At 57.8% G+C, this 19,952-nt stretch carries 15 protein-coding genes and 1 riboswitch; of the genes, 14 read left to right on the top strand and 1 reads right to left on the bottom strand.

Translation table 11 applies throughout. The annotated features are described in order from the left end of the window. The 8 genes from L981_RS14660 to L981_RS14625 all read left to right on the top strand — a co-directional run. A partial coding sequence (locus L981_RS14660; protein WP_043617301.1) for an HlyD family efflux transporter periplasmic adaptor subunit occupies positions 1-527 on the top strand: 527 nt, incomplete at its 5' end. 312 nt (positions 528-839) lie between these two features. Next, complete coding sequence (locus L981_RS14655; RefSeq protein WP_043617299.1) at positions 840-1,499, top strand: calcium-binding protein; 660 nt, start codon at positions 840-842, stop codon at positions 1,497-1,499. Positions 1,500-1,564: 65 nt separating this feature from the next. Further along, entirely contained in the window at positions 1,565-3,817 is a 2,253-nt protein-coding gene (locus tag L981_RS14650; protein ID WP_043617295.1) for a glycosyltransferase family 2 protein, read from the top strand. After that, entirely contained in the window at positions 3,814-4,659 is an 846-nt protein-coding gene (locus L981_RS14645) for a class I SAM-dependent methyltransferase (RefSeq protein ID WP_043617292.1), read from the top strand. Before L981_RS14650 ends, L981_RS14645 begins: the two co-directional genes overlap by 4 nt. Then, a complete protein-coding gene (locus L981_RS14640) occupies positions 4,656-5,918 on the top strand; it encodes a glycosyltransferase family 4 protein (RefSeq protein WP_043617289.1) in 1,263 nt (420 codons plus the stop codon). The genes L981_RS14645 and L981_RS14640 overlap by 4 nt, the downstream gene beginning before the upstream one ends. 10 nt (positions 5,919-5,928) lie before the next feature. Beyond that, positions 5,929-6,660, top strand: a complete 732-nt coding sequence (locus L981_RS14635; protein WP_043617285.1) for a hypothetical protein — start codon at positions 5,929-5,931, stop codon at positions 6,658-6,660. 10 nt (positions 6,661-6,670) lie between these two features. Further along, a complete protein-coding gene (locus L981_RS14630) occupies positions 6,671-8,890 on the top strand; it encodes a hypothetical protein (RefSeq protein WP_043617282.1) in 2,220 nt (739 codons plus the stop codon). Further along, positions 8,887-10,188 (top strand): glycosyltransferase family 4 protein, encoded by a 1,302-nt coding sequence (locus L981_RS14625; protein WP_043617279.1) that lies wholly within the window; start codon positions 8,887-8,889, stop codon positions 10,186-10,188. The genes L981_RS14630 and L981_RS14625 overlap by 4 nt, the downstream gene beginning before the upstream one ends. 27 nt (positions 10,189-10,215) lie before the next feature. Here the strand turns inward: L981_RS14625 and thiD are convergent, their stop codons facing one another. Beyond that, positions 10,216-11,091, bottom strand: coding sequence for a bifunctional hydroxymethylpyrimidine kinase/phosphomethylpyrimidine kinase (thiD, locus tag L981_RS14620; protein ID WP_082006028.1), 876 nt, complete (start codon positions 11,089-11,091; stop codon positions 10,216-10,218). 117 nt (positions 11,092-11,208) lie between these two features. Further along, positions 11,209-11,312, bottom strand: a riboswitch (TPP riboswitch). A gap of 1,238 nt (positions 11,313-12,550) precedes the next feature. Here thiD and L981_RS14615 point away from each other — a divergent pair. From L981_RS14615 to L981_RS14590, 6 genes are read left to right on the top strand one after another with little or no spacing between them, the layout of a single operon-like run. Beyond that, the gene (locus L981_RS14615; RefSeq protein WP_197067137.1) at positions 12,551-14,344 is read left to right on the top strand and encodes a glycosyltransferase family 2 protein; all 1,794 of its coding nucleotides are present in this window, start codon (positions 12,551-12,553) and stop codon (positions 14,342-14,344) included. A 7-nt stretch (positions 14,345-14,351) separates the two neighbouring features. Beyond that, on the top strand, positions 14,352-15,158 hold the full coding sequence (locus L981_RS14610; protein ID WP_197067136.1) for an ABC transporter permease: 807 nt from the start codon (positions 14,352-14,354) through the stop codon (positions 15,156-15,158). Further along, positions 15,155-15,808 (top strand): ABC transporter ATP-binding protein, encoded by a 654-nt coding sequence (locus L981_RS14605; RefSeq protein WP_043617272.1) that lies wholly within the window; start codon positions 15,155-15,157, stop codon positions 15,806-15,808. The genes L981_RS14610 and L981_RS14605 overlap by 4 nt, the downstream gene beginning before the upstream one ends. Positions 15,809-15,815: 7 nt before the next feature. Further along, positions 15,816-17,072, top strand: a complete 1,257-nt coding sequence (locus L981_RS14600) for a hypothetical protein (RefSeq protein ID WP_156134090.1) — start codon at positions 15,816-15,818, stop codon at positions 17,070-17,072. A gap of 14 nt (positions 17,073-17,086) precedes the next feature. Continuing rightward, positions 17,087-18,142 (top strand): hypothetical protein, encoded by a 1,056-nt coding sequence (locus tag L981_RS14595; protein ID WP_043617265.1) that lies wholly within the window; start codon positions 17,087-17,089, stop codon positions 18,140-18,142. Beyond that, on the top strand, positions 18,135-19,436 hold the full coding sequence (locus L981_RS14590; protein WP_156134089.1) for a hypothetical protein: 1,302 nt from the start codon (positions 18,135-18,137) through the stop codon (positions 19,434-19,436). Before L981_RS14595 ends, L981_RS14590 begins: the two co-directional genes overlap by 8 nt. Positions 19,437-19,952 lie beyond the last annotated feature (516 nt).

Genomic DNA, 19,952 nt, shown 5'->3' with positions numbered 1-19,952 from the left:
TTACGACGGCCCGCCTCGAACTTGCAGATGTGGGACAGCGGCTCGTCTCGGCCAAGGACGTCTTGAGCCGCCTCGAAATCCGCTCGCCGCAGACCGGCATCGTCACCAACATTCAGTTGCGCACACCGGGCAGCGCGGTTTCGGCCGGCCAGCCCTTGCTCGACATCGTCCCCGAGGACGAGCCGCTTCTCGTCGAGATGCATGTCGGGACCCGAGACATCGATAGCATCGGCATCGGCTCTAAGACGCAGATCCGGCTGACCGCCTACAACCAGCGCTCGCACCTGCCGCTCGACGGCGAAATCAGCTACGTCGCAGCCGACCAATCGGTCGATGACAAGTCGAACGTCTCCTACTACGTGGCGCGCGCCCGCATTGCGCCGGCGTCGCTCACCGCCAACCCGGACATCCGCCTCTATCCCGGTATGCCGGCGGAAGTGCTGATCGTCCACAAGCCGCGCTCGGCGATCGATTACATGGTCTCGCCGATTGCAGAGAGCCTCAATCGAGCCTTCCGCGAAGACTGATCCAGAGAGCTCCAACACCAACTGCGCCGGCGAAATTCAATTTCGCCGGCAATTTGTTTCTAATTTTGAATTTATTTCTAAGTAATAACAAAACTATCTCCCCTTAGATCTCAGGGATAATCATCAAACTGATACAAGATATACATCGTAGGTAGCAGACAATAATACAGTACAGCTGTTTTTATTTCTTTTTTGCTGTTGCCATATGTTTTTTTGCAGTGCAATGTCGCCGCGCTCGCCACCGGTTTGAGACCGGGGATGAGCGCAAGCAACAACCAAGATGACGTAAGCAACAACTAAGAGGAGTAGCATATGGCCACGTTGGAAGGCGGCGCGTATGATGACGCCCTTTTTGGCTCACGCTTCGACGACTTCATCCATGCCCGTGGTGGCGATGACTTCGTGAACGGAGGCAATGGCGACGACACCATTTTCGGCGACGAAGGTGATGACATGCTGTTCGGCGGTAACGGCAGCGATACCCTGTTCGGCGGCTGGGGCGACGATGTTCTCCATGGCGACAACGGGAACGATGTCCTGTTCGGCGGCCAGGGCAACGACCTGCTCTACGGCGACAACGGTAACGACATTCTCATTGGCGGCGACGGTAGCGACCTGCTGATGGGCGGCCGCGGCAGCGACATTCTGTTCGGTGGTGTCGGCAACGACATCATCAACGGCGGCCAGGGCGACGACGTCATGACCGGCGGTGAGGGCAGCGACGTGTTCGTGTTCGACGGTGGTGGCGGCAACGACGTCATCCTCGACTTCACGCCCGGCGAAGACCTTCTGCAGATTTCGAAGGACATCAACGGCCTCGACATTTCGTCGCCGGAAGATCTGGCATCGCGCGTCACCCAGGTTGGTGGCAACGTGGTCATCGACTTCGGCCATGGCGATACGCTGACGCTCGTCAATGCGGACGCCGACGACATCCAGGCGAACCCGAACCACTACTTCACGATCCATTGAGATTGACTGGTGCGCCCCACTTCCTCCCGTGGGGCGCCCTCCCTTCTGTCCTCCAGGAGTAGCGCGTGACGGCAGACGACCGCATCAGAAGCTTCGGCCTCGACTTCACAGGCGCCGCAGCATTCAGGCTCGGCCTCGACGTTGCTGTGTTGATCTGGGACACACCTTCCGAACTCTCGGCGAAGACCAAATACGCACTTTCTGCGTCGCGGTCCCTCGTGCCTCTCGTCAGCATGGCGCTTCCCCGCGCCCAAGGGGGCCAGCGGATCTTCTGGGCGATGCGCCCCGGAAACGAGCGTGAGCTCGCCGAAATCGCCGCGGATGGCGAGGTTCTGCAGACGGTTGTCCTGGAACCGACCGCCAAGCTCCCTTTCCTCGATCTGGCGGCCCAGCTTTCCGACCTTCAGCCCGAAGGTCGTCTCAAGTTTCTCAACAATCTGCTCACGGTCTGGCGCAGCGCGTTTCGCCTGTCTCGTGACGAGTTCTTTATCGGCCTCGTCGATGACGTCATCCACGCCTTGAACCTTGGGCAGCGCCCCGCAACCATCGCCTGTCGGCTCGCGGATGGACGCTACCTGGCAGAGACGACCGTCAATGCCGAACTCGGCGAGATCAACGCGATCTATGCGCTCGGCGACGAGGCAATCTTGCCGCTGCCGCAGCAATTCGGCGTGACCGGCCGAACCGAGCGCGGCCAGCGCCGCTGCCATTTCGTTCTTGAATCGCCGCGCGCGCCGCAGGCGCTCTCGCTCATCATCATGGGAAAGCGCGGTATCGCCGTGCGCGAGCTTTCGCCCCGCGGCTCCCGATATCCCCACCTCCAGCAATGGTGGCCCGAGCACGGCGCAGCGCCGGGCTTGCGTGAGTTCGTCGTGCGGTCCTTAAGCGAGGTTCCGGAAAGCGGCGCGGCGCTTGCGATCGACCTGCAGCTTCGCTCCGCCCTGCCGGCAAGACAGGCGGGCAAGTCCGCTCTCCATCCGGGCGCCGAAATCGACCTCGCCCTTGCCATGTCGGAAGGCCTGCTCGTCGGCGGCTGGACACGCGACGCAAACGGCGTCCTTGCCGGCATCGACTATCTCCAGGAAGACGGCACGGCCTTGCCGCTCGATGGCAACTGGTATGAATTTCCAGGCTGGGCCCGAGGCGCCGAGGACGGCTCCAAGACCGACGTGACCGGTTTTGTCAGCTGGCTGCCGATGCGCGACCCGCTTGGCCCCCTTCTCCAGCCGCGCTTCCAGTTGCGGCTGGCGTCCGGCGCGGTCAAGCCGCTGGTGCCGAAACCGCAACCCTTCGATCCGGCAACGCAACGCAACCGCATCCTGCGTGCCGTTCCGCCCCAGCACGCCAACGATCAGGCATTCCGCACGATCCTTGCGCCGGCGCTGAGAGACGTGGAGCAGCGACTGGGCAAGACGATCAGGGTCGATCAGACCAAGGACTTCGGCCCGATGATGGCCGCGCCGCTCATCTCGATCGTCGTTCCGCTCTACCGCGTGCTCGACTTCCTGCGCTTCCAGCTGTCGGGACTGGCGACCGACCCCTTCGTCGCGGCCAATGCCGAGATCATCTATGTGCTCGACTCGCCGGAGATCCACGACGAGACGGAGCATCTGCTCGGCGGCTTCCATCTGCTTCACGGGCTTTCGATGAAGCTCGTGGTGATGAACCGCAACGGCGGCTATGCGCGCGCCTGCAATGCCGGCGCACGCTTTGCCCGCGGTTCTGTCATCGTCATGCTCAACTCGGACGTCGTGCCCTGCGGGGCCGGCTGGCTGGAAAAGCTTGCGCTGCCGGTGTTGAAGGAAAAATCGATCGGCGCCATCGGCCCGAAACTGCTGTTCGAGGACGGCTCGCTGCAGCATGCGGGCCTCTATTTTGCCCGTAACAAGCAGGACATCTGGCTCAATCACCATTTCTACAAGGGAATGCCGGGCGCCTATGCGCCGGCGCAGGAAATGCGCAGCGTGCCCGGCGTCACCGGCGCCTGCCAGGTGATGCGCAAGGAGGTCTGGGACCTCGTCGGCGGCTATGCCGAGGACTTCGTCATTGGCGACTACGAGGACAGCGATCTCTGCCTCAAGATCCGCCAAGCCGGCTTCGACATCGTCTATGAGCCGGCAGCCTGTCTCTATCATCTGGAGCGGCGCTCGATCAGCCGCAGCCAGGATTACACGCGCGGCGTCGCCAGCCAGTACAATGCATGGCTGCATACCGAGCGCTGGAACCAAGACATTACCACCCTGATGCCATCCTACCTCGGCGCCGAAGAGGCGGCAGCGCCGAGCACCCGTAAGCCTGCCGCCAGGAGCGCCGCATGAACCAGCCCGCACTTCGCCCCGCAGATGACCTGCAACCGGCCTGGCAACAGAACGAAGACCGTATCGAAGGCATGCTTCAGACGGTTCTCACCAATCGTTTCTTGCCCCAGCCGGACCAAAACAGCGTCTTCGTCGGAGATGGCAACTACCGGGCTGTCGGCGCGGAGTTTCTCGGCCACTTCATCCGCATGGGCGGATTACAGCCGAAAAGCATCGTGCTCGACATCGGCAGCGGCATCGGCCGCATGGCCGTTCCGCTGACGCAATATCTCGATAGCGATCACGGGCGCTATGTCGGTATCGACCCGGTGGAAGGCGGCGTCACCTGGTGCCGTCAATCCGTCACGCCGGTCTATCCGAATTTCACCTTCCAGCATGTCGACATCGCCCACGAACTCTACAACCCCACAGGCAGGATCAACGGCAAGGCGCTGAAGCTACCCTACCCGGATCGACAGTTCGACTTCGCCATCATGACGTCGATCGTCACCCATCTGCCGCCGGACGAAGTGCTCGTCTATTTCAGCGAGATCAACCGGATGCTGAAGCCCGGCGGACGGCTCTTCGTTACCGCCTTCGTGGTCGATAGCATCGCCGCGAAGGATGAACACGGCCGGCGGGATCCCCGTCTTGCCTTCGTTCGCAGCGGCGACGGCCCCTGCTGGTTCGTGCCCGGCTTGCCGCCGCTTGCCGCCGTCGGCTTCGACGACGGCTTCCTTGACCGGGCGCTGGAACGGGCAGGTTTCACGACGGTCCTGAAATCGCTCGGTCACTGGCGGGGCCAAAGTGCTGGCCACTACCAGGATGTCTTCGTCGCCGAACGCCGGAGTGTGAGCGGATGAAGAAGCGTATTCTGGTCGCCGCGCACAACCATCCGGCGCTTCACCCCGGCGGCACGGAGATTTTCGCGCACGACCTCTTCCGTGCCTATCAGCGGGCCGGTCACGAGGCGCTCTTCCTCGGCGCCACCAACCAGACCCACCGCCAGGTGCGGCCCGGCACAAGCTTTCAGGCGATCGGCCCCGAAGGCGACGAGGTGCTTTTGTGGTCCGGCCATTTCGATCGCTTCTTCATGAGCCAGATCGACCTCTATGGCGTCGTGCCCGACCTTACCGAGCTTTTGCGCGATTTCCGCCCGGATGTGGTTCACATCCACCACCTGCTTTTGCTTGGCGCCGAGTTTCCGCACATCGTGCGCCGCACCCTGCCCGACTGCCGGATCGTGATGACCCTGCACGACTACTATCCGCTTTGCCATCACGACGGGCTGATGGTGCGCACCAGCGGCAAGGAGCTTTGTCACAAGTCGAGCCCCGACCGTTGCCATAGCTGTTTCAAGGACATTCCGCTCGATCGCTTCGTGCTGCGCGAGCAGCATTTGAAGGCGTTGCTGCGGACCGTCGATCGCTTCATCTCGCCGAGCCAGTTTCTGAGGCAACGCTTTATCGACTGGGGTCTTGACGGCGATCAGATCGACGTGATTGCCAATGGCCTGCCGCCACGAGACGCGCCGTCGCGCAAGGGCCAGCCGGAAAACGATCGGCCGGTTTTCGGCTATTTCGGCAATCTCAATCCGTGGAAAGGCACGTCGGTGCTTCTCGAGGCTGCGCGGCAGTTGATCGACGAGGGCCTGCGTTTTGAGCTGCGGGTGCACGGGGGCGCCCCCTTCCAGGCCGACAGTTTCAAGGACGAGATCGCCCGCCTCTTCAAGAAGACGGCGCCTTCGGTCCAGCAGCGCGGCGCCTACAGGCGCGAGGACATCGGCGAGCTCATCGCGGCGGTCGATTGCACCATCGTGCCTTCGATCTGGTGGGAGAACGCACCGCTGGTCATCGGCGAGGCCCAGTCCCAGCGCAAACCGGTGATCGCCAGCAATATCGGCGGGATGGCCGAAATGGTGCAGGACGGCGTCAACGGCATCACCGTCTCGCCAAACGATCCGCGTGCGTTGGCTGCCGCCATGCGCCGCATGGCGGAAAGCCCTGACCTTCGGCGCCGCCTTTCGGCCAATGCCCGCAAGCCCAACGATATCGATACCACTGCCCGGCGCTATCTCACGCTCATCGACGCGATCGAGCCCCGAGAAACCGTCGCCGCCTAGAGGGAAGACCATGTCTGTAGCAGCCGACAAACCGGACGTCGCACCGGAGCAGAACAATGCAAAGCCGCTGAAGGGCCGCGTGGACGCGATCGACCAGGGCCGCGTCTTTGGGTGGGCCTTCGACCCGGAAACCCCGGAAAAGCGGCTTGCCATTCGCGTGCTTCTCGACGGCAAGGTGATCGCCGAGGCGCTCGCCGACCGCAACCGGCCTGATCTGAAGCGCAACGGGATCGGCGACGGCAACCACGCGTTTGAAATCGCCCTGCCCGAGATGGCGAGCGCGCGTAGCGGCGAACTCGTCGTGCTCGCGGCAACCGGCCAGGGCGGCGAACTGCCGCTTCGTGTTCCCAAGCCCGACGAACAGGCGGCTGAGGCGCTGATTGCAGCGCCGCTTGCAAAAGTGCTCGACAAGCTCGACGTGCTGATGGCGGCACAACGGCAACTGCAGGTCTCGCAACGTTCCGCGCAGCGGTCGAGAGTTGACGACGGCGATGAAGCCGAGAGCCCTGGGCTTGCGGCGATCAGCGACGATGTCGCGAACCTCCGCGGCGAGATCACCCAACGCCTGACCGATCTAGACGTCCACTTGATGCGGCTCGACGGTGTGATCGCCGGCATGGAAAAGAGCCTGAACGCACTGAAGCAGCGCTCGAACGGCGACCTGAAGCCGGCGTTTCTGCTTCTCTTTGTCCTTGCAGGCTTTGCGGCAGGCGCGATCCTTTCCGTCTTCCTTCGGACCTGAGGCGAATCTCATGCCCAGTACGGAACTTAGCCTTTCCGCAAGCCCTGCTCCGCTTGGCCGCATCGCGCGCAGTGGTCGCATCATCGCCTGCCCGATCGACGAAACACTGTTGCTCGTCGTCGGCACCGGTGGTCCGATGGCCGATCAGTTGTCGGTCGAGATCAACGAAGATGCGTCAAACCAGGTGGCGGCGTCGGTCGTCGGCTGGCGGCTGGCGGCACCTCAGTCTTCCACCACGCATGGCTTTGCCGCGTTGTTACCGCTCGAAGGCTCTGATCGTCTGCCGACGACCCTACGCTTCGGCACGGCGGGTAACGGCAAACGCTACATGGTTGCGCCACGCGCCGCTTCGATCGTTGAAGTGACCGCGATGCTGAAGGATTTTGCCGGTCCGCAGCTGGTACACGTGCTCGGTCGCCTGGTCGACGTGCTGATCAAGCCGCCGCATGCCGATCAACGGCTCGCAGCCATCACGCCCCTTCTCAAGACGGGAGCTGCGAGCGACGGGTACATCGAGCTCCTTGGCGAGGGGCATGACGGCAGCATCGCCCTGAAAGGATGGGCGCACGACCTGCCCGCCGGCGTCTGCCGGGCGATCGTCAAGAGCGAAGACGCCTTTCTGGCCGATTGCAACGTCGCCATTTTCCAGCGCAACGACGCGCCTGACGGTGCGGCTGGCTTTGTCGGCCTCCTGTCCGCAAACGACCTGCCCCGAGCGCGCGACATCAAGGGCATATTCTATCGCGGCCGTGGCGCCTGGCGGTATGCCGGGCTCCACGAACGCCGGGTCGTGACCGGTCCGCTCGAGACGCCCGGCCATATCCGCGCGATGCTGCTGCAGAGCCAGAGCTCGCCGCAAGTCATGCTTCGCCTGCGCGATGCCGCGAGCGGATATGATGGCACCGAAACGATCTCAAGCCTTCCGGTTCCTGTCCGCCTTGGCGTGGATGCCCTCTACCAGGGTGAGGATGGTGCCTTCCTGATTTCGGGCTGGTTATTAGACGCGGAAGGCCATGTTGAAAGCGTGCGACTTTGCCGACAGGGCGGCGGCGCAAGACTGGACGCAGCCTGGACCCGTACCGAACGTTCCGACGTCGAAGAGGCTTTCGTTGATCGGCCGGAATTTAAAAGCGCGATTTCCGGTCACCGCCGATCCCATGGCTTTATCAGTCGCGTCGAGGTGCTTAATGGCGAGGCGGAAGGCCCAGTTCACATCGAACTCACCCTCAGGGACGCCCGCCGCGCCTACATGCCACTTTTCCCGGTGCGACTGCCCGCACGCGCCGCTGCCCTACGGCTGCTTGGCTCGATCGATCCGACAAGCTGGGCCCTGCCCGATATTATCGACCGGCAGATCGTCCCTTTCCTGACGGCGGCGCGCAGCACCGCACCGACCATCGAGACCGTTGTCGACATCGGCCCCTTCGACCAGGCCGAGGGTAGCGCCATCCTTCTTGTCGCCGGAGAAACCGAAACGGATTTCGCGCCGCTTTTGGGGCTGCTCGCGCTTGATCCGCAAACGCGTCGTGCGCCGATCGCGCTCGTGCTCCAGGCCGAGCAGTTCCGAAGGCATACGGTCCACATTCGTCAACTCTCAGAATTCTATCGTTTGCCCCTGCGGCTCATCTCCGTCGAAGGCGCCGGCGATGCATGCGACCTGGCGCAAGCGGCCGCCGAGAGCGTGAACAGCGACGCGGTCGTCCTGTTTTCCGCGTCCCTGACGCCAGCCAATGCCGGATGGTATCAGGCGCTCATTACCGCTTACGAGGCAAAGACGGGAAGCATCATCTCGCCGACCCTTGCCTACGAGGATCACTCTATCCGCTGGGCCGGCAGCACGTCGCTCGATCGCCCCGACCATCTTCAGTCAAGCCGCTACGCCGGCTATCCTGTCGGCGCCGTCAATCGCCTGAAGCTGACCCGGGTCGCAACTGCATCGCTCGATTGCTGCATCCTGCCGCGCGAAGCGCTTATGGAGGACGCAGGACTGTCGCCGACCTATCTCGGCGCAGCGCTGAAGGGCCTTGACCTCGCCCTTCGCCTCAGCGGAAAGGGCTACGAGGCCTACTGGCTTCCTTCCCTGCAGATGGTGGGATCGGACGAGGTGCCCCGAGCGGGCTCTGCCGCCACCGCCCGGTTCGTGGAGCGTGTCGACCGGACGCTGTTCCGCGCCCGATGGATGCCCGCCTCCGAAACCACCCAGACATTCTTCGAGGAGACTGACGCATGAGCGAAAAACTCCGCGTACTCGTGGTCTCCCATGGCCACCCGACCCATTCGCTTGGCGGGGCGGAAATTGCTTCGCATGGTCTTCACAAGGCGCTGAACGGCCTGTCGGGTGTGGAATCGATCTACCTCGCCCGCGTCGGCAATCCGGTTCCGCGGCATGGCGCCTCCGCGCTGATGAGCCTGCGGCTTGCCATGGACGAAGTGCTCTACCACGCCGAAGACTTCGACCACTTCTTCCTGTCGAACGGCGATACGGACGCGATCCGCCGCGATCTCCTGCGCTTCGTCGGCGACATCAAACCGGATGTCGTTCACTTCCATCATATCCTCGGCTTCGGCCTGGAAGCGCTCTACGCCGTTCGTGATGCCTTGCCCAAAGCACGCATCGTCGTGACGTTCCACGAATATCTGCCGATTTGCCACAATCACGGGCAAATGGTGAAACGTCCCTCGGGCCAGCTTTGCAACGGCGCCTCACCGATCAGTTGTCACACGTGCTTCCCTGAAATCCCGGTGTCGCGCTTCGTTCGCCGCGAACAGTTTGTGCGCGGCATGCTCAATCTCGCCGACGCTTTCATCGCGCCGAGCGCCTTTCTCGCCAACCGCTATGTCGAATGGGGGCTGGAAGCCGCAAAGATCTTCGTCATTGAAAACGGCATCGTCATGGGCGACAAGGCGCCGGCCCGCGAATTGCCGTCGCCAACCGCGCGGCGTAACCGCTTTGCCTATTTCGGGCAGATGACACCGTTCAAGGGCGTTCACGTGTTGATCGACGCGGTATCGCGCGTGCCCGACGACGTCTGGGGCGATGATTCCTCGCTGATGATCTTCGGCGGCAACCTCGAGCGTCAGCCGAAGGACTATCAGGAGAAGGTGGCGAAACTGATCGAGGACGCCGGTCGCCGCGTGCGCTTCTACGGCGCCTATCAGAACCAAGACATGCCGCGGCTGATGCGCTCGGTCGACTGGGTGGTCATGCCGTCGGTCTGGTGGGAGAATTCCCCGGTCGTCATCCAGGAGGCACTGCATCACGGCCGGCCGATCCTCTGCTCCGACATCGGCGGCATGGCCGAAAAGGTTCGCGACCGGCTGGACGGCTATCACTTCCGCGCCGGCAGTGCCCAGGATCTGGCCGACCGCCTGATCGACGTTTTGAGCGCGCCGCGGGCGTGGGACAATCTGCGGGCAACTCTTCGGCGACCGACGAGCCACGTCGATTGCGCGCGGGAACATGTGGCGCTCTATCGGAAAATGCTCAAGGGCGAGCAACCGGCCCTGCCGAGCGCGGCAGTGGCCTGAGGTAGAGTCGAAGCGATGCCAAACGGCTCAACCAGATCGCGACATACTGCCAAGATCGCCTTGGACCTCGGCGACGTTCGAAGGCCCATCGATCGACGCTCTATCGTTGCCCCACCAATGATGAAAATGATGTACTGGCCCATGCCCCTGGCCGATGGCCAGACCGTCGGCCGCGACCAGCGCGTCATGCAGATAGACCTTGGCTGCGACGACCGCGTCGTCAATCGGCTTACCCTTGGCAAGCCCCGAGGCGATTGCGGCCGAGAGCGTGCACCCGGTGCCATGATCGTTCCTGGTTTCGATCCGAGGCCGCGACAGGTGCAGGATCGTTTTACCGCTGTAGAGCATGTCGATAGCATTCCTGCCCTTGGCATGCCCGCCCTTCATCAGCACCGAACGCGCACCGAGTTTCAGAAGCATCTCGGCCTGATGCGCGATCTCGCTCTCGGTTTCGGCGATCGCACGTCCGGTCAACAGCGCCGCCTCAGGCAGGTTCGGCGTCAGAATGAGCGCGAGCGGCAACAACTCCTCCTTGAACGTCGCGATTGCGTCAGGCTGCATCAAATGATCGCCCGAGGTCGCCACCATCACCGGGTCGATGACAGCCAGCCGGTCGTAGCGCTTCAGACCAGCCGCGATCACCGCGATCGTCTCGCGCCGCGAGACCATGCCTATTTTCACCGCTCCAACGGCGAGATCCGAAAACACCGCGTCGATCTGGGCCGCAACGACAGTCGGGGAGATATCTTCAACCGCAGAAACCCCACGGGTATTCTGCGCCGTGACCGCAGTGATCACGCTTGCGCCATAAACGCCGAGCGCAGAGAACGTCTTCAGATCCGCCTGGATGCCGGCGCCGCCGCCGGAATCCGAGCCTGCGATGGTGACGGCGATCGCGGTCATAGCCCCACCTGCTTGAGGCCTGAGCCTTTTCGGTTTGAGTCAAGGACAGACACGAGCAAAGCGACCTCCCGGAAATGGACGGAGATCCGGTCGACAAGCGCAAAGACGGCTGGTGAGCAGAAGGGCCCTCGCCGTTCCTACGCCGGTATGATCCGGATCAGGTTCAAGGGTCTGGCTCACCGCCATCTCAGCGCAGTCACTGCGCGCCCCTCGGCAAGAGGGATGCTAGGGGAGCATGGGCGGGGGTGTCAATTGCTTGGGTTCGGGGCGCGATATCCAACCGCGACCGGGGCCGGGCGACACTCGGCATAAAAATCAGCGCGATCGGTTCACGCTTCAGTCCGTCGGCGCCTTTCCGAGAGGAAATATGGGAGAGCTATCAACGCCGCTCAAGTTTCCTCGAAAGCTGGGAGTGCGTCCCTGATCGCGTCTTTGCGTAAAGGCGTACTCTAAATGCGGAGCGCACTCCCTAGATGCCGACGTAGGCGGCATCAATGTGTGACATTTTTTGGTGATCGTCCTCCGGGCTTCCATCGTGGCGAGTAGGCTCGCGGCGTGATCGGGGCTTTGGAGCGAACGAGCTTTGTAGACGATATCTTACTCCCGACGTTCGCGAATCAGTGCCGTCTTCATCCAATCGTCGAGTATCCCCTCGGTGTGCCGACGATCGCTTCAAAAGCGACCAGCTAGTATCAAAGTACAGCGGCAGGTTCTGGGCACAACAAAACGTGCCCAGATACGTGGCTATTCTTAGCGCCATAGAGAGCAGCTAGTCGGTCCCCGGCGGTATCGGCTCGCCCGTGAAAGGACATGGATCGCAGCGAAATCGACCTGTGCCTGGACGAAGCATCAAACCGGACTTCAAATCGTTGTCTGGCCGTTAGCTGCCCGTCGATCAGGAAATCTTACACCGCTGCGTAGCCACCGGGTCTCACTGTGGGTCATAGGAGCGAGCCTCCTGGCCACGCTTTGTATATCTGCGAACAGTCTTACGGTCGATGCCAGCTTGCTCGGCGATCGACGACACCGGCATTCCAGGATCTTGATCAGAAATCCCTCTCCCGGCCATCGGACGGAGTATCGGTGACAGCGTGCCCCGGTTTTCCGAGGCGCGCCTCGAAACCGGCTACAATGAGCAAATCAAGGAGGGTTCAGGACACTACTGTTCCGCTACAACTGAGCTCCTCGAGCCTCAGCCCTCCTACACAGCCAGCGGGAAGCTGGTGCGGCAGCGAGATGGCACGCCGCGGCACTTCGTTGCGCCACTCACTCACGACGCTCCCAATGGCGCCATTACAGATGGGTCGCTCTGCTTCAACTCAAGCTGACATTGAATGGAACGGTGACCCAGGCTATACAGCGCTAACTCCCCGAAGCCGGTCGCGTTTCACGCTACCCCAATGGCAATCGAACCGGTGGGATCGCCAGCGTCGCACTGGAGAACTAAGTAAGATGTATGATGGCTCAGATGTATCGCAATTGCCTAACGAAATTTCTCGAGTACTGCAGTGTTTACAAAGAGTTGTTTTTCAGGGCCTTGCGAAGGCGAAGAGGTCGATATTCAAACTGGCTTAAATTGTATGATACAGAGCCGGACTTAGCTTCAATTGAACACCCCTCAAATGCGCCTTTATTTTCGATACTTATGCCCGTCTTCAACCCTGACCTCAAGGAATTGAGGGCGGCAATTGTCAGCGTACGCAAGCAAACGTATGGAAATTGGGAACTCTGCATTGTTGATGACTGCTCCAGTTCGCACAGCGTACGAGAGGCGATTTCCGAGCTAGCGTCGGCGGACGCTCGCATAAAAACCGCATTCCGGTCCGAGAATGGAAACATTAGCGAGGCAACAAATACGGCATTTGATCTCGCGACTGGAGAATGGATTGGGTTACTGGATCAGGACGATGTCTTGCACCAAAGTGCACTCGCCGTAGTGTCCCGCACCATACGCGCGCACCCGAGCGTCCAAGTGATATATACGGACGAAGACAAGATCGGCGAACGCGGTAATCGCTTTCAGCCGTACTTTAAGCCAGACTTCTCGCTCGAACTGCTGAGGGCACAGAACTATTTAAACCACTTTACCGTACACAGAGCAGCCAACATCTACCGGGTAGGTAAGTGGCGAAAGGAGTTCGACGGCAGTCAGGATTACGATCTGAATCTGCGTATCGTTGAAAGTATAGCCGATCGCGACATTATACACATTCCGTTTGTGCTTTACCATTGGCGCGCAACCAACGGCTCAACGGCCCACTCCATCCAAAACAAGGCCTACGCGGTTGTTGCTGGCCAACGCGCGCTTCAAGCTCACATCTCGCGATTAAATTTGGATGCGCAGGTGGTGGTGCTTGACGATGTCCCATATTATCGAACGCGGCACAGGTTGCCGACGCACCGACCTCTAGTAAGCATAATAATCCCAACACGAGATAATATTGACGTTCTAAAGAAATGTATAAACTCAATCCTCCACAATACGACGTACGATAGGTATGAGATTATATTGGTTGACAACGGATCCACATCGACAGAAGCAATTTCATACTTGAACTATTTGTCAGGTAATGGCGCGGCAACCGTACTCAACCAACCGGGCGACTTCAATTACTCAAAACTGAACAATGATGCAGCTAAAATCGCGGCCGGTGACGTATTATGCTTGCTCAACAATGACATTGAAGTCCTATCTCCGGACTGGCTTGAGGAACTCGTATCAATCGCGTTGCAAGACGGCGTCGGTTGCGTTGGACCTAAACTCCTGTACCCGGAGGGCAGAATCCAACACGCTGGAGTCGTTACAGGCATCGGCGGAGTCGCGGGGCATCCATATAAATACTACAAAAGCAATCACCCAGGGTATTTCTCAAACTTACGCCTGCATCGGAACGTATCCGCCGTCACCGGCGCGTGCATGGTAATGACAAAGAAAGTTTTTGAAGAAGTGGGCGGCCTCGACGAGGCTAATTTAGCAGTAGCATTTAACGACGTTGACCTTTGCCTTAGAGCCATCGAGGCTGGCTACCGCAATGTTTTCACGCCATTTTCGACGCTCGTTCACCATGAAAGCCTCACCAGGGGTAAAGACAATACGCCGGAGAAGGTGCAGAGGTTTCGTAAGGAGGTTAACTACATGCACAAGCGATGGGGCGAAAGGCTCGTTAACGACCCATGGTACTCAAACAACTTGACGCTGGCGTACGAAGATTACTCGCTTGCATTTCCACCACGCACCAGCCGAAAATACTGAGATGCAAATGCATGCAAAGCAGCTGGGTGCTCGTACAATGCCTTCAACCAGCATTCAATCGCGGATGAACGTTATCGGCGCACTGATACTACGAGATATGAGAACGCGCTTCGGGCGCTCTCATATTGGCTACTTGCTCGCAATCGCTTGGCCGTTTGTACACCTAACCGTGCTTGTGACCATTATGGCATTCGTGAACAAAGTCGCACCGATTGGGGGCGATCCCGCCGTGTTTGTATCGACAGGGGTACTACCTTATATAGTTTGCCTTTATCCAGCTAGAATGATGGGGATGGCACTAGACGTTAACCGTCCGCTATTCCTCTTTCCAGTGGTACGGCCATTTGATGTTATCGTTTCGAGGGCTGTGATTGAGTTCTTGACCGCTTTTGTGGTCGTGATCTTAGCATACGCAGCACTCACACTGATATCTGTGGATGTGACCCCAATTGATAAGGTCACCCTGGCGTCGGGCCTACTCGCTACGATATACCTATCGCTTTCCTTCGGCTTCCTCAACGTGGTCCTTGCCTCAATATTTCGGATGTGGAACATCACGTTTGTTATGATTATGATCATCCTTTATATGACCGCGGGAGTTTTTGCCGTCCCTTCCGCCCTTACGGCCGACGCTCGAGAGTTGATGTGGTTCAATCCCCTGTTTCACTGCGTCGAATGGCTAAGGTCAGCTTACTATGAAGGTTATGGTGACGATGCATTGTCTCGAACGTACCTCCTGTCCGTCGCGACCGTATCTTTCTTCTTAGGCTTACTTGGAGAGCGTTTCCTGAGAGGCAAGTTGTTAGCGCCATGATTCAGCTGGACGACGTCTTCAAATACTACCGGATTCGCGGTAGCGCGAAAGTCATTCTGGACCATGTGAATCTGACGTTCCGATCCGGAACATCGTATGGAATATTAGGAATCAACGGGGCCGGGAAGTCCACGACCATGCGAATGCTTGCGGGAACAGAGCTACCTAACTCCGGTCGAATAACGCGTTCAGCACGGATCTCGTGGCCACTCGGCTTCTCAGGGGGCCTACATCCCGCAATGACAGGGCGAGAAAACATTGGTTTCGTCGCAAGGATTTACGGTCATGACCCAAAGGCGGCAACGGACTTTGTCGAAGACTTTGCCGAAATTGGTGCATATATCGACGAACCCTATAGCACGTACTCCTCTGGGATGGCGCAACGGCTTGCTTTTGGACTTTCTATGGCCATCGACTTTGAATGCTACCTTATCGACGAGGTCACCGCAGTCGGTGATGCGAGGTTCCAGGCGAGATGCCATGAGGAGTTCTCACGAAGGCGAGCCAGATCCGACGTTATAATGGTCTCTCATTCCATGGAAACAATACGCGATTACTGTAGCAGAGCTATCGTCTTGGCGCACGGCGTCGCATATGAATTTTCGAACGTCGATGACGCCATAGAGTTGTACAACAAACTCAACCAGTAGGTTTAAGATGATGCAAGATATTGCCGTCGAAGAAGAACGGCGCCTAGCCGTCAATGAAGGTCTTCGTCGGGCAAAGGCTATATCAGTTGAATTTCGAAAGGCAGCGAGGAAGGCACGGACACCCCGACCGATTGTAAGTGGTGGCGGAGGCTTTAGAGCGCGTAAAGGCGATCGACTGTTTAGGCTGTTTGCTGTCGGTTCCCTTGTAATGTTGTTCGTCATTCCAACAACACTTTCTGCAATGTACTATTCGTTTTTTGCATCTGATCAATATGTATCAGAAGCACGCTTTTCGATCCGCTCTGCAGATACATCTGGCTCGAGTCCGATGGCCGGTCTATCTGCTCTACTGGGAGGTGGCCAAGCTACAGATGCAGCGATAATAGCTGAATACGTAAAAAGTGGCGCAATCATCAGCCAGCTCGGCAAATCGTTTAATCTGATTAAGTTGTTTACGACAGAGCGGTGGGACCCAATCGCCAGCCTTGAGGCGAACCCGACATCAGAAGACCTTGTTAAGTACTGGAAGGGGCAGGTCGACATTTCCGTGGAAAGAAGCTCAGGATTGACTACTTTGAGAGTCAGAGCATTCAATGCGACTGATAGTCTTAATCTTACTAAAGAGATACTAAGAGTTGCAGAACATATGGTAAACAGCCTAACGCGAAGGACGGAGGAGAATGCACTGCGCGAGGCGGAAGCCGAAGTACAGACGACCAAGCGTCGTCTGAGTGATTCCATATCGAAACTCAAGGAAATGAGAGACTCGACCGGCATCCTCGACGTCAATTCAGCGGCAGCAGCTAATACTGAGATACTCACAAAACTGAGACTCGAAAAAGCGAAATTAGATGTTCAGATAAGCGCACTCGAGGACAGCGACTCCGGGAGGGCTCCTCAGCTCGGGACGCTTAGAAATCAGGCGACCGCAATTGGCCAACAGATTCAAAAGTACGAACAATCGATTGCTGGTTCAACAACCGAATCGAGCATTGCCTCCAGAGGTGCGGGTTTAGCCGAAGCCGAGACCGACCTGAAAGTATCTCAGGCCGAATACCAGAAATCCGTGGCTGTGTTCGAGGTAGCGCGTATGACATTGGAGCGGCAACGATCCTACATTCTTACCCACGTGCAACCATCGTTACCTCAGGAGGCGCTATACCCCAGACGGTTCCTGATGGTCATTACAATCGCGCTTGCGACGGCAGTGTTGTGGGCTATGGTCATTGGTGCGGCAATGTTAGCCCGCGACCATACGGCATAATTCGGTGAAATTTTATGCAATTTTTCATCGATATTGATAATGGCTCGGTGATCTCTGGCTGGCTTATACCGGACAATCCAGGAGAGACCCCAGAGTTGGTCATTAAGGTCGCTTCACGAGAGGACATACAACTCAAAGCCAATGTACTGCGAACTGACCTACGTGATCTGGGAATGCATAGCACAGGTCTCGCTGGTTTTCACATTGATAGCTTTACAGTGCCCGAACTTGGCCGGCTGGAAGATGTAAGCGTTGTTGAGGCAGACAGCGGAATTACGATCTATCGGCGCTTTAATCCGGAAAAACACAAGGATGGTAAACTCTTAATCGCGGATTCAAGTCTCCTTCCTCAAATGAAGTTGATGCGTGCGTTGTCGCACCGTTTCGCTATGAGCTATCCCCTTTCGGAAAGACTCTCACTCGAAACACTAAGTGGAATTTTGTCGCTCAGATTTTCCAACTCAATTTTTGTGAGTGGTAGCCTGAACTGGATGCGTTATGGGGCACTTGCACTAGAGCAAGATTTCGTCTCGTGCGCATTGCTCCGAGATCCATTTGACGAACTGGCCGAGAAGCTCCTATTCTTATGGCATTTAGCAAAGAATCCGGGGAAAAGCCCGCTTAGCAGCCATGCGGCGCTTTCCAGTTACTCAGAGGTCCTTCCACAAATAGCGGCAGTCGACTTCTCCGACGACAAATCGCTGCTCATGGCTTTTCGAACGATGTCGCCATCCATTCGAAAGGTTTTTCGATCACCTATGACTAGGCTTTATGGTTCCCTGCCGGAGGAAGACATACAGCGACGCAATGTCAGCGTAGCGCTCGACAATTTAGCTCAATTTTCCATTGTTGGGTCGAGAGAGCAATTCGAACAGTTTGCCGGTATGGTCAATGCGCGACTAGGAAACATTATCCCCCCCTCGCAAACTTTAGACGAACTCCAGGCCGCTTTGGAACTTGGTAAACGTCTGTCGACAATGGGGCTGGTCTTAGATCTACTAGATGAAGACGTCGCGCTTTATTCGTTCGCAAAGGAAGCATGGAAAAACGCCGAGAACGCCGATGTTTAGATTACTTCCGCGTGAAATTTCACACAAAATTGCAACGTTGAACGGCATCAAACCCCCATCGGGAATAAGTGCGGCAGTTGCTGCGACGACGACAAGGTTCGTCAAAGTACTAGAACGGCGAAACGGTGAGAACCACATTGCCTCAAGCGCGGGATCGGGCAACCCTTCCACAACGCGGTCCGGCGGTATTGGAGGGGTGCTCCGATCGTTTTTGTTCGTAGTCCTCATACCGACCGCTGCGGTACTCTTTTACTACATTTCTCTAGCATCCAACGTTTACGTTACCGAAGTAAAGCTTACGGTCAGAAAATCGCAGGAAGCATCGTCCGGGGAAGCCTCGTCATCCTTGGCAAGTTCGTTCCTCAAAAAGCTTGATTTGGGATCGTCACTCTCGTCTGGGCAAGACACTCAGATCATCTCTGATTATTTGAAGAGTAGAATTGTAATTGAAGATCTCGGTGGGAAACCCATCGTGAGCGAGTATTTTTCTCGCGGCGACATCGATTGGTTTTCACGGTTGGGGACAGGTGCAGATAAGGAAGAGATTTGGGAATACTGGAGAGAACACATTACGGTGTCTATAGATACGGTATCCAATATTCTTACGATGCGCGTTCGGGCATATAGCAACGACGATACTTACAATCTTGCTCTCAAACTTGTTGAAAACAGCGAGAAGCTGATCAACCGCATTTCGGACCGTACAAAGAATGACGCTTTACTTCGCGCTCGCCAAGAGGTCACCCGATCGGCATCCGATCTTGCCGGCGTCCGAACGGCGCTCCTCAATTTTCAACAGAAGTCTGGCAGCATTGATCCGGTGATGACCGTCAAGCAGATGACGTCCGCGGTGACTGAGCTTTCGCTGAAAAAAATACAACTGCAAGCTCAAATTGACGTAGGCAGTCTTTCTGGGTTAAATGAGCGCCCAGGAGATAAATACCTTGAGACAAAAATAAAAGTCATAGATGACCAGATCCAACAGTTTTCAGAAAAATTGACGGGAATGTCTAGCGACACGCTTTCTTCGCAATTGAAAGATTATCAGCTCCTTAAGCTTCAAGAGGAGTTTTCAGAGAAGATCTACATGCTTGCGCGCTCGGACTATGAACAAGCTCGCAGACGGATTATTGCGCAACAATTGTACGTTGTCGTTGTGGTCCCCCCGCTTTTACCTGAAAGCGCGCTTTTACCCAGGCCCGTGCTGGACACTTTTGTTGTATTCTTGGGCCTATTGGTCGTATGGGGAATCGGGTGTCTACTATTCGCGAGCATCAAAGATAGCAGGATATAGAGTTGGTTCACAGCGTCTAGCTTACCCATGCATTGCGCCATCTGCAATTGCGCCAGCCTATGGATCGGCGAGATCGCATTCTCGGTGCGTTCGGCTTGGCTTTGCACTGACCACCGCTAGCGGTGACGTGAGGCCGTCGCTTCTCTTGGTTCCAGGGCTGTTTATTTGTGAGCGTCCGGCGAAGGCATTTTCGCTTGGTCGAGAGGCCGATAATATAGACCGCGTTTCATATCGTCTGCCATAACGAGTTCCACCGTAAGCCACAAGCTGGGGCCGGTCAGGCGGCGTAGTGCCACGGCATGAGCGCGTCAATATCGCTCCTGGGCCATCCATTGTGTGAGCGCGACGAACGACGAACGCCCCAGCTTTTCATTGCTGATGATGCCTGGAGTCTTGGAGAAGCCATCGATGAAGGCAGGCATGAAGGAGTCTACCGTAAGCGGTGATGTGAATGTGAGACCGTTATTTCTGTAAGCATCCGGTGAAGGCCGCAGGTCATGCGGCCTGAGCGTTCAG

Source organism: Ensifer sp. ZNC0028 (assembly GCF_000799055.1).
Lineage (GTDB): Bacteria > Pseudomonadota > Alphaproteobacteria > Rhizobiales > Rhizobiaceae > Ensifer.
The sequence above is the reverse complement of the archived record's forward strand: the minus strand, read 5'-3'. Positions and strand labels throughout refer to the sequence as shown.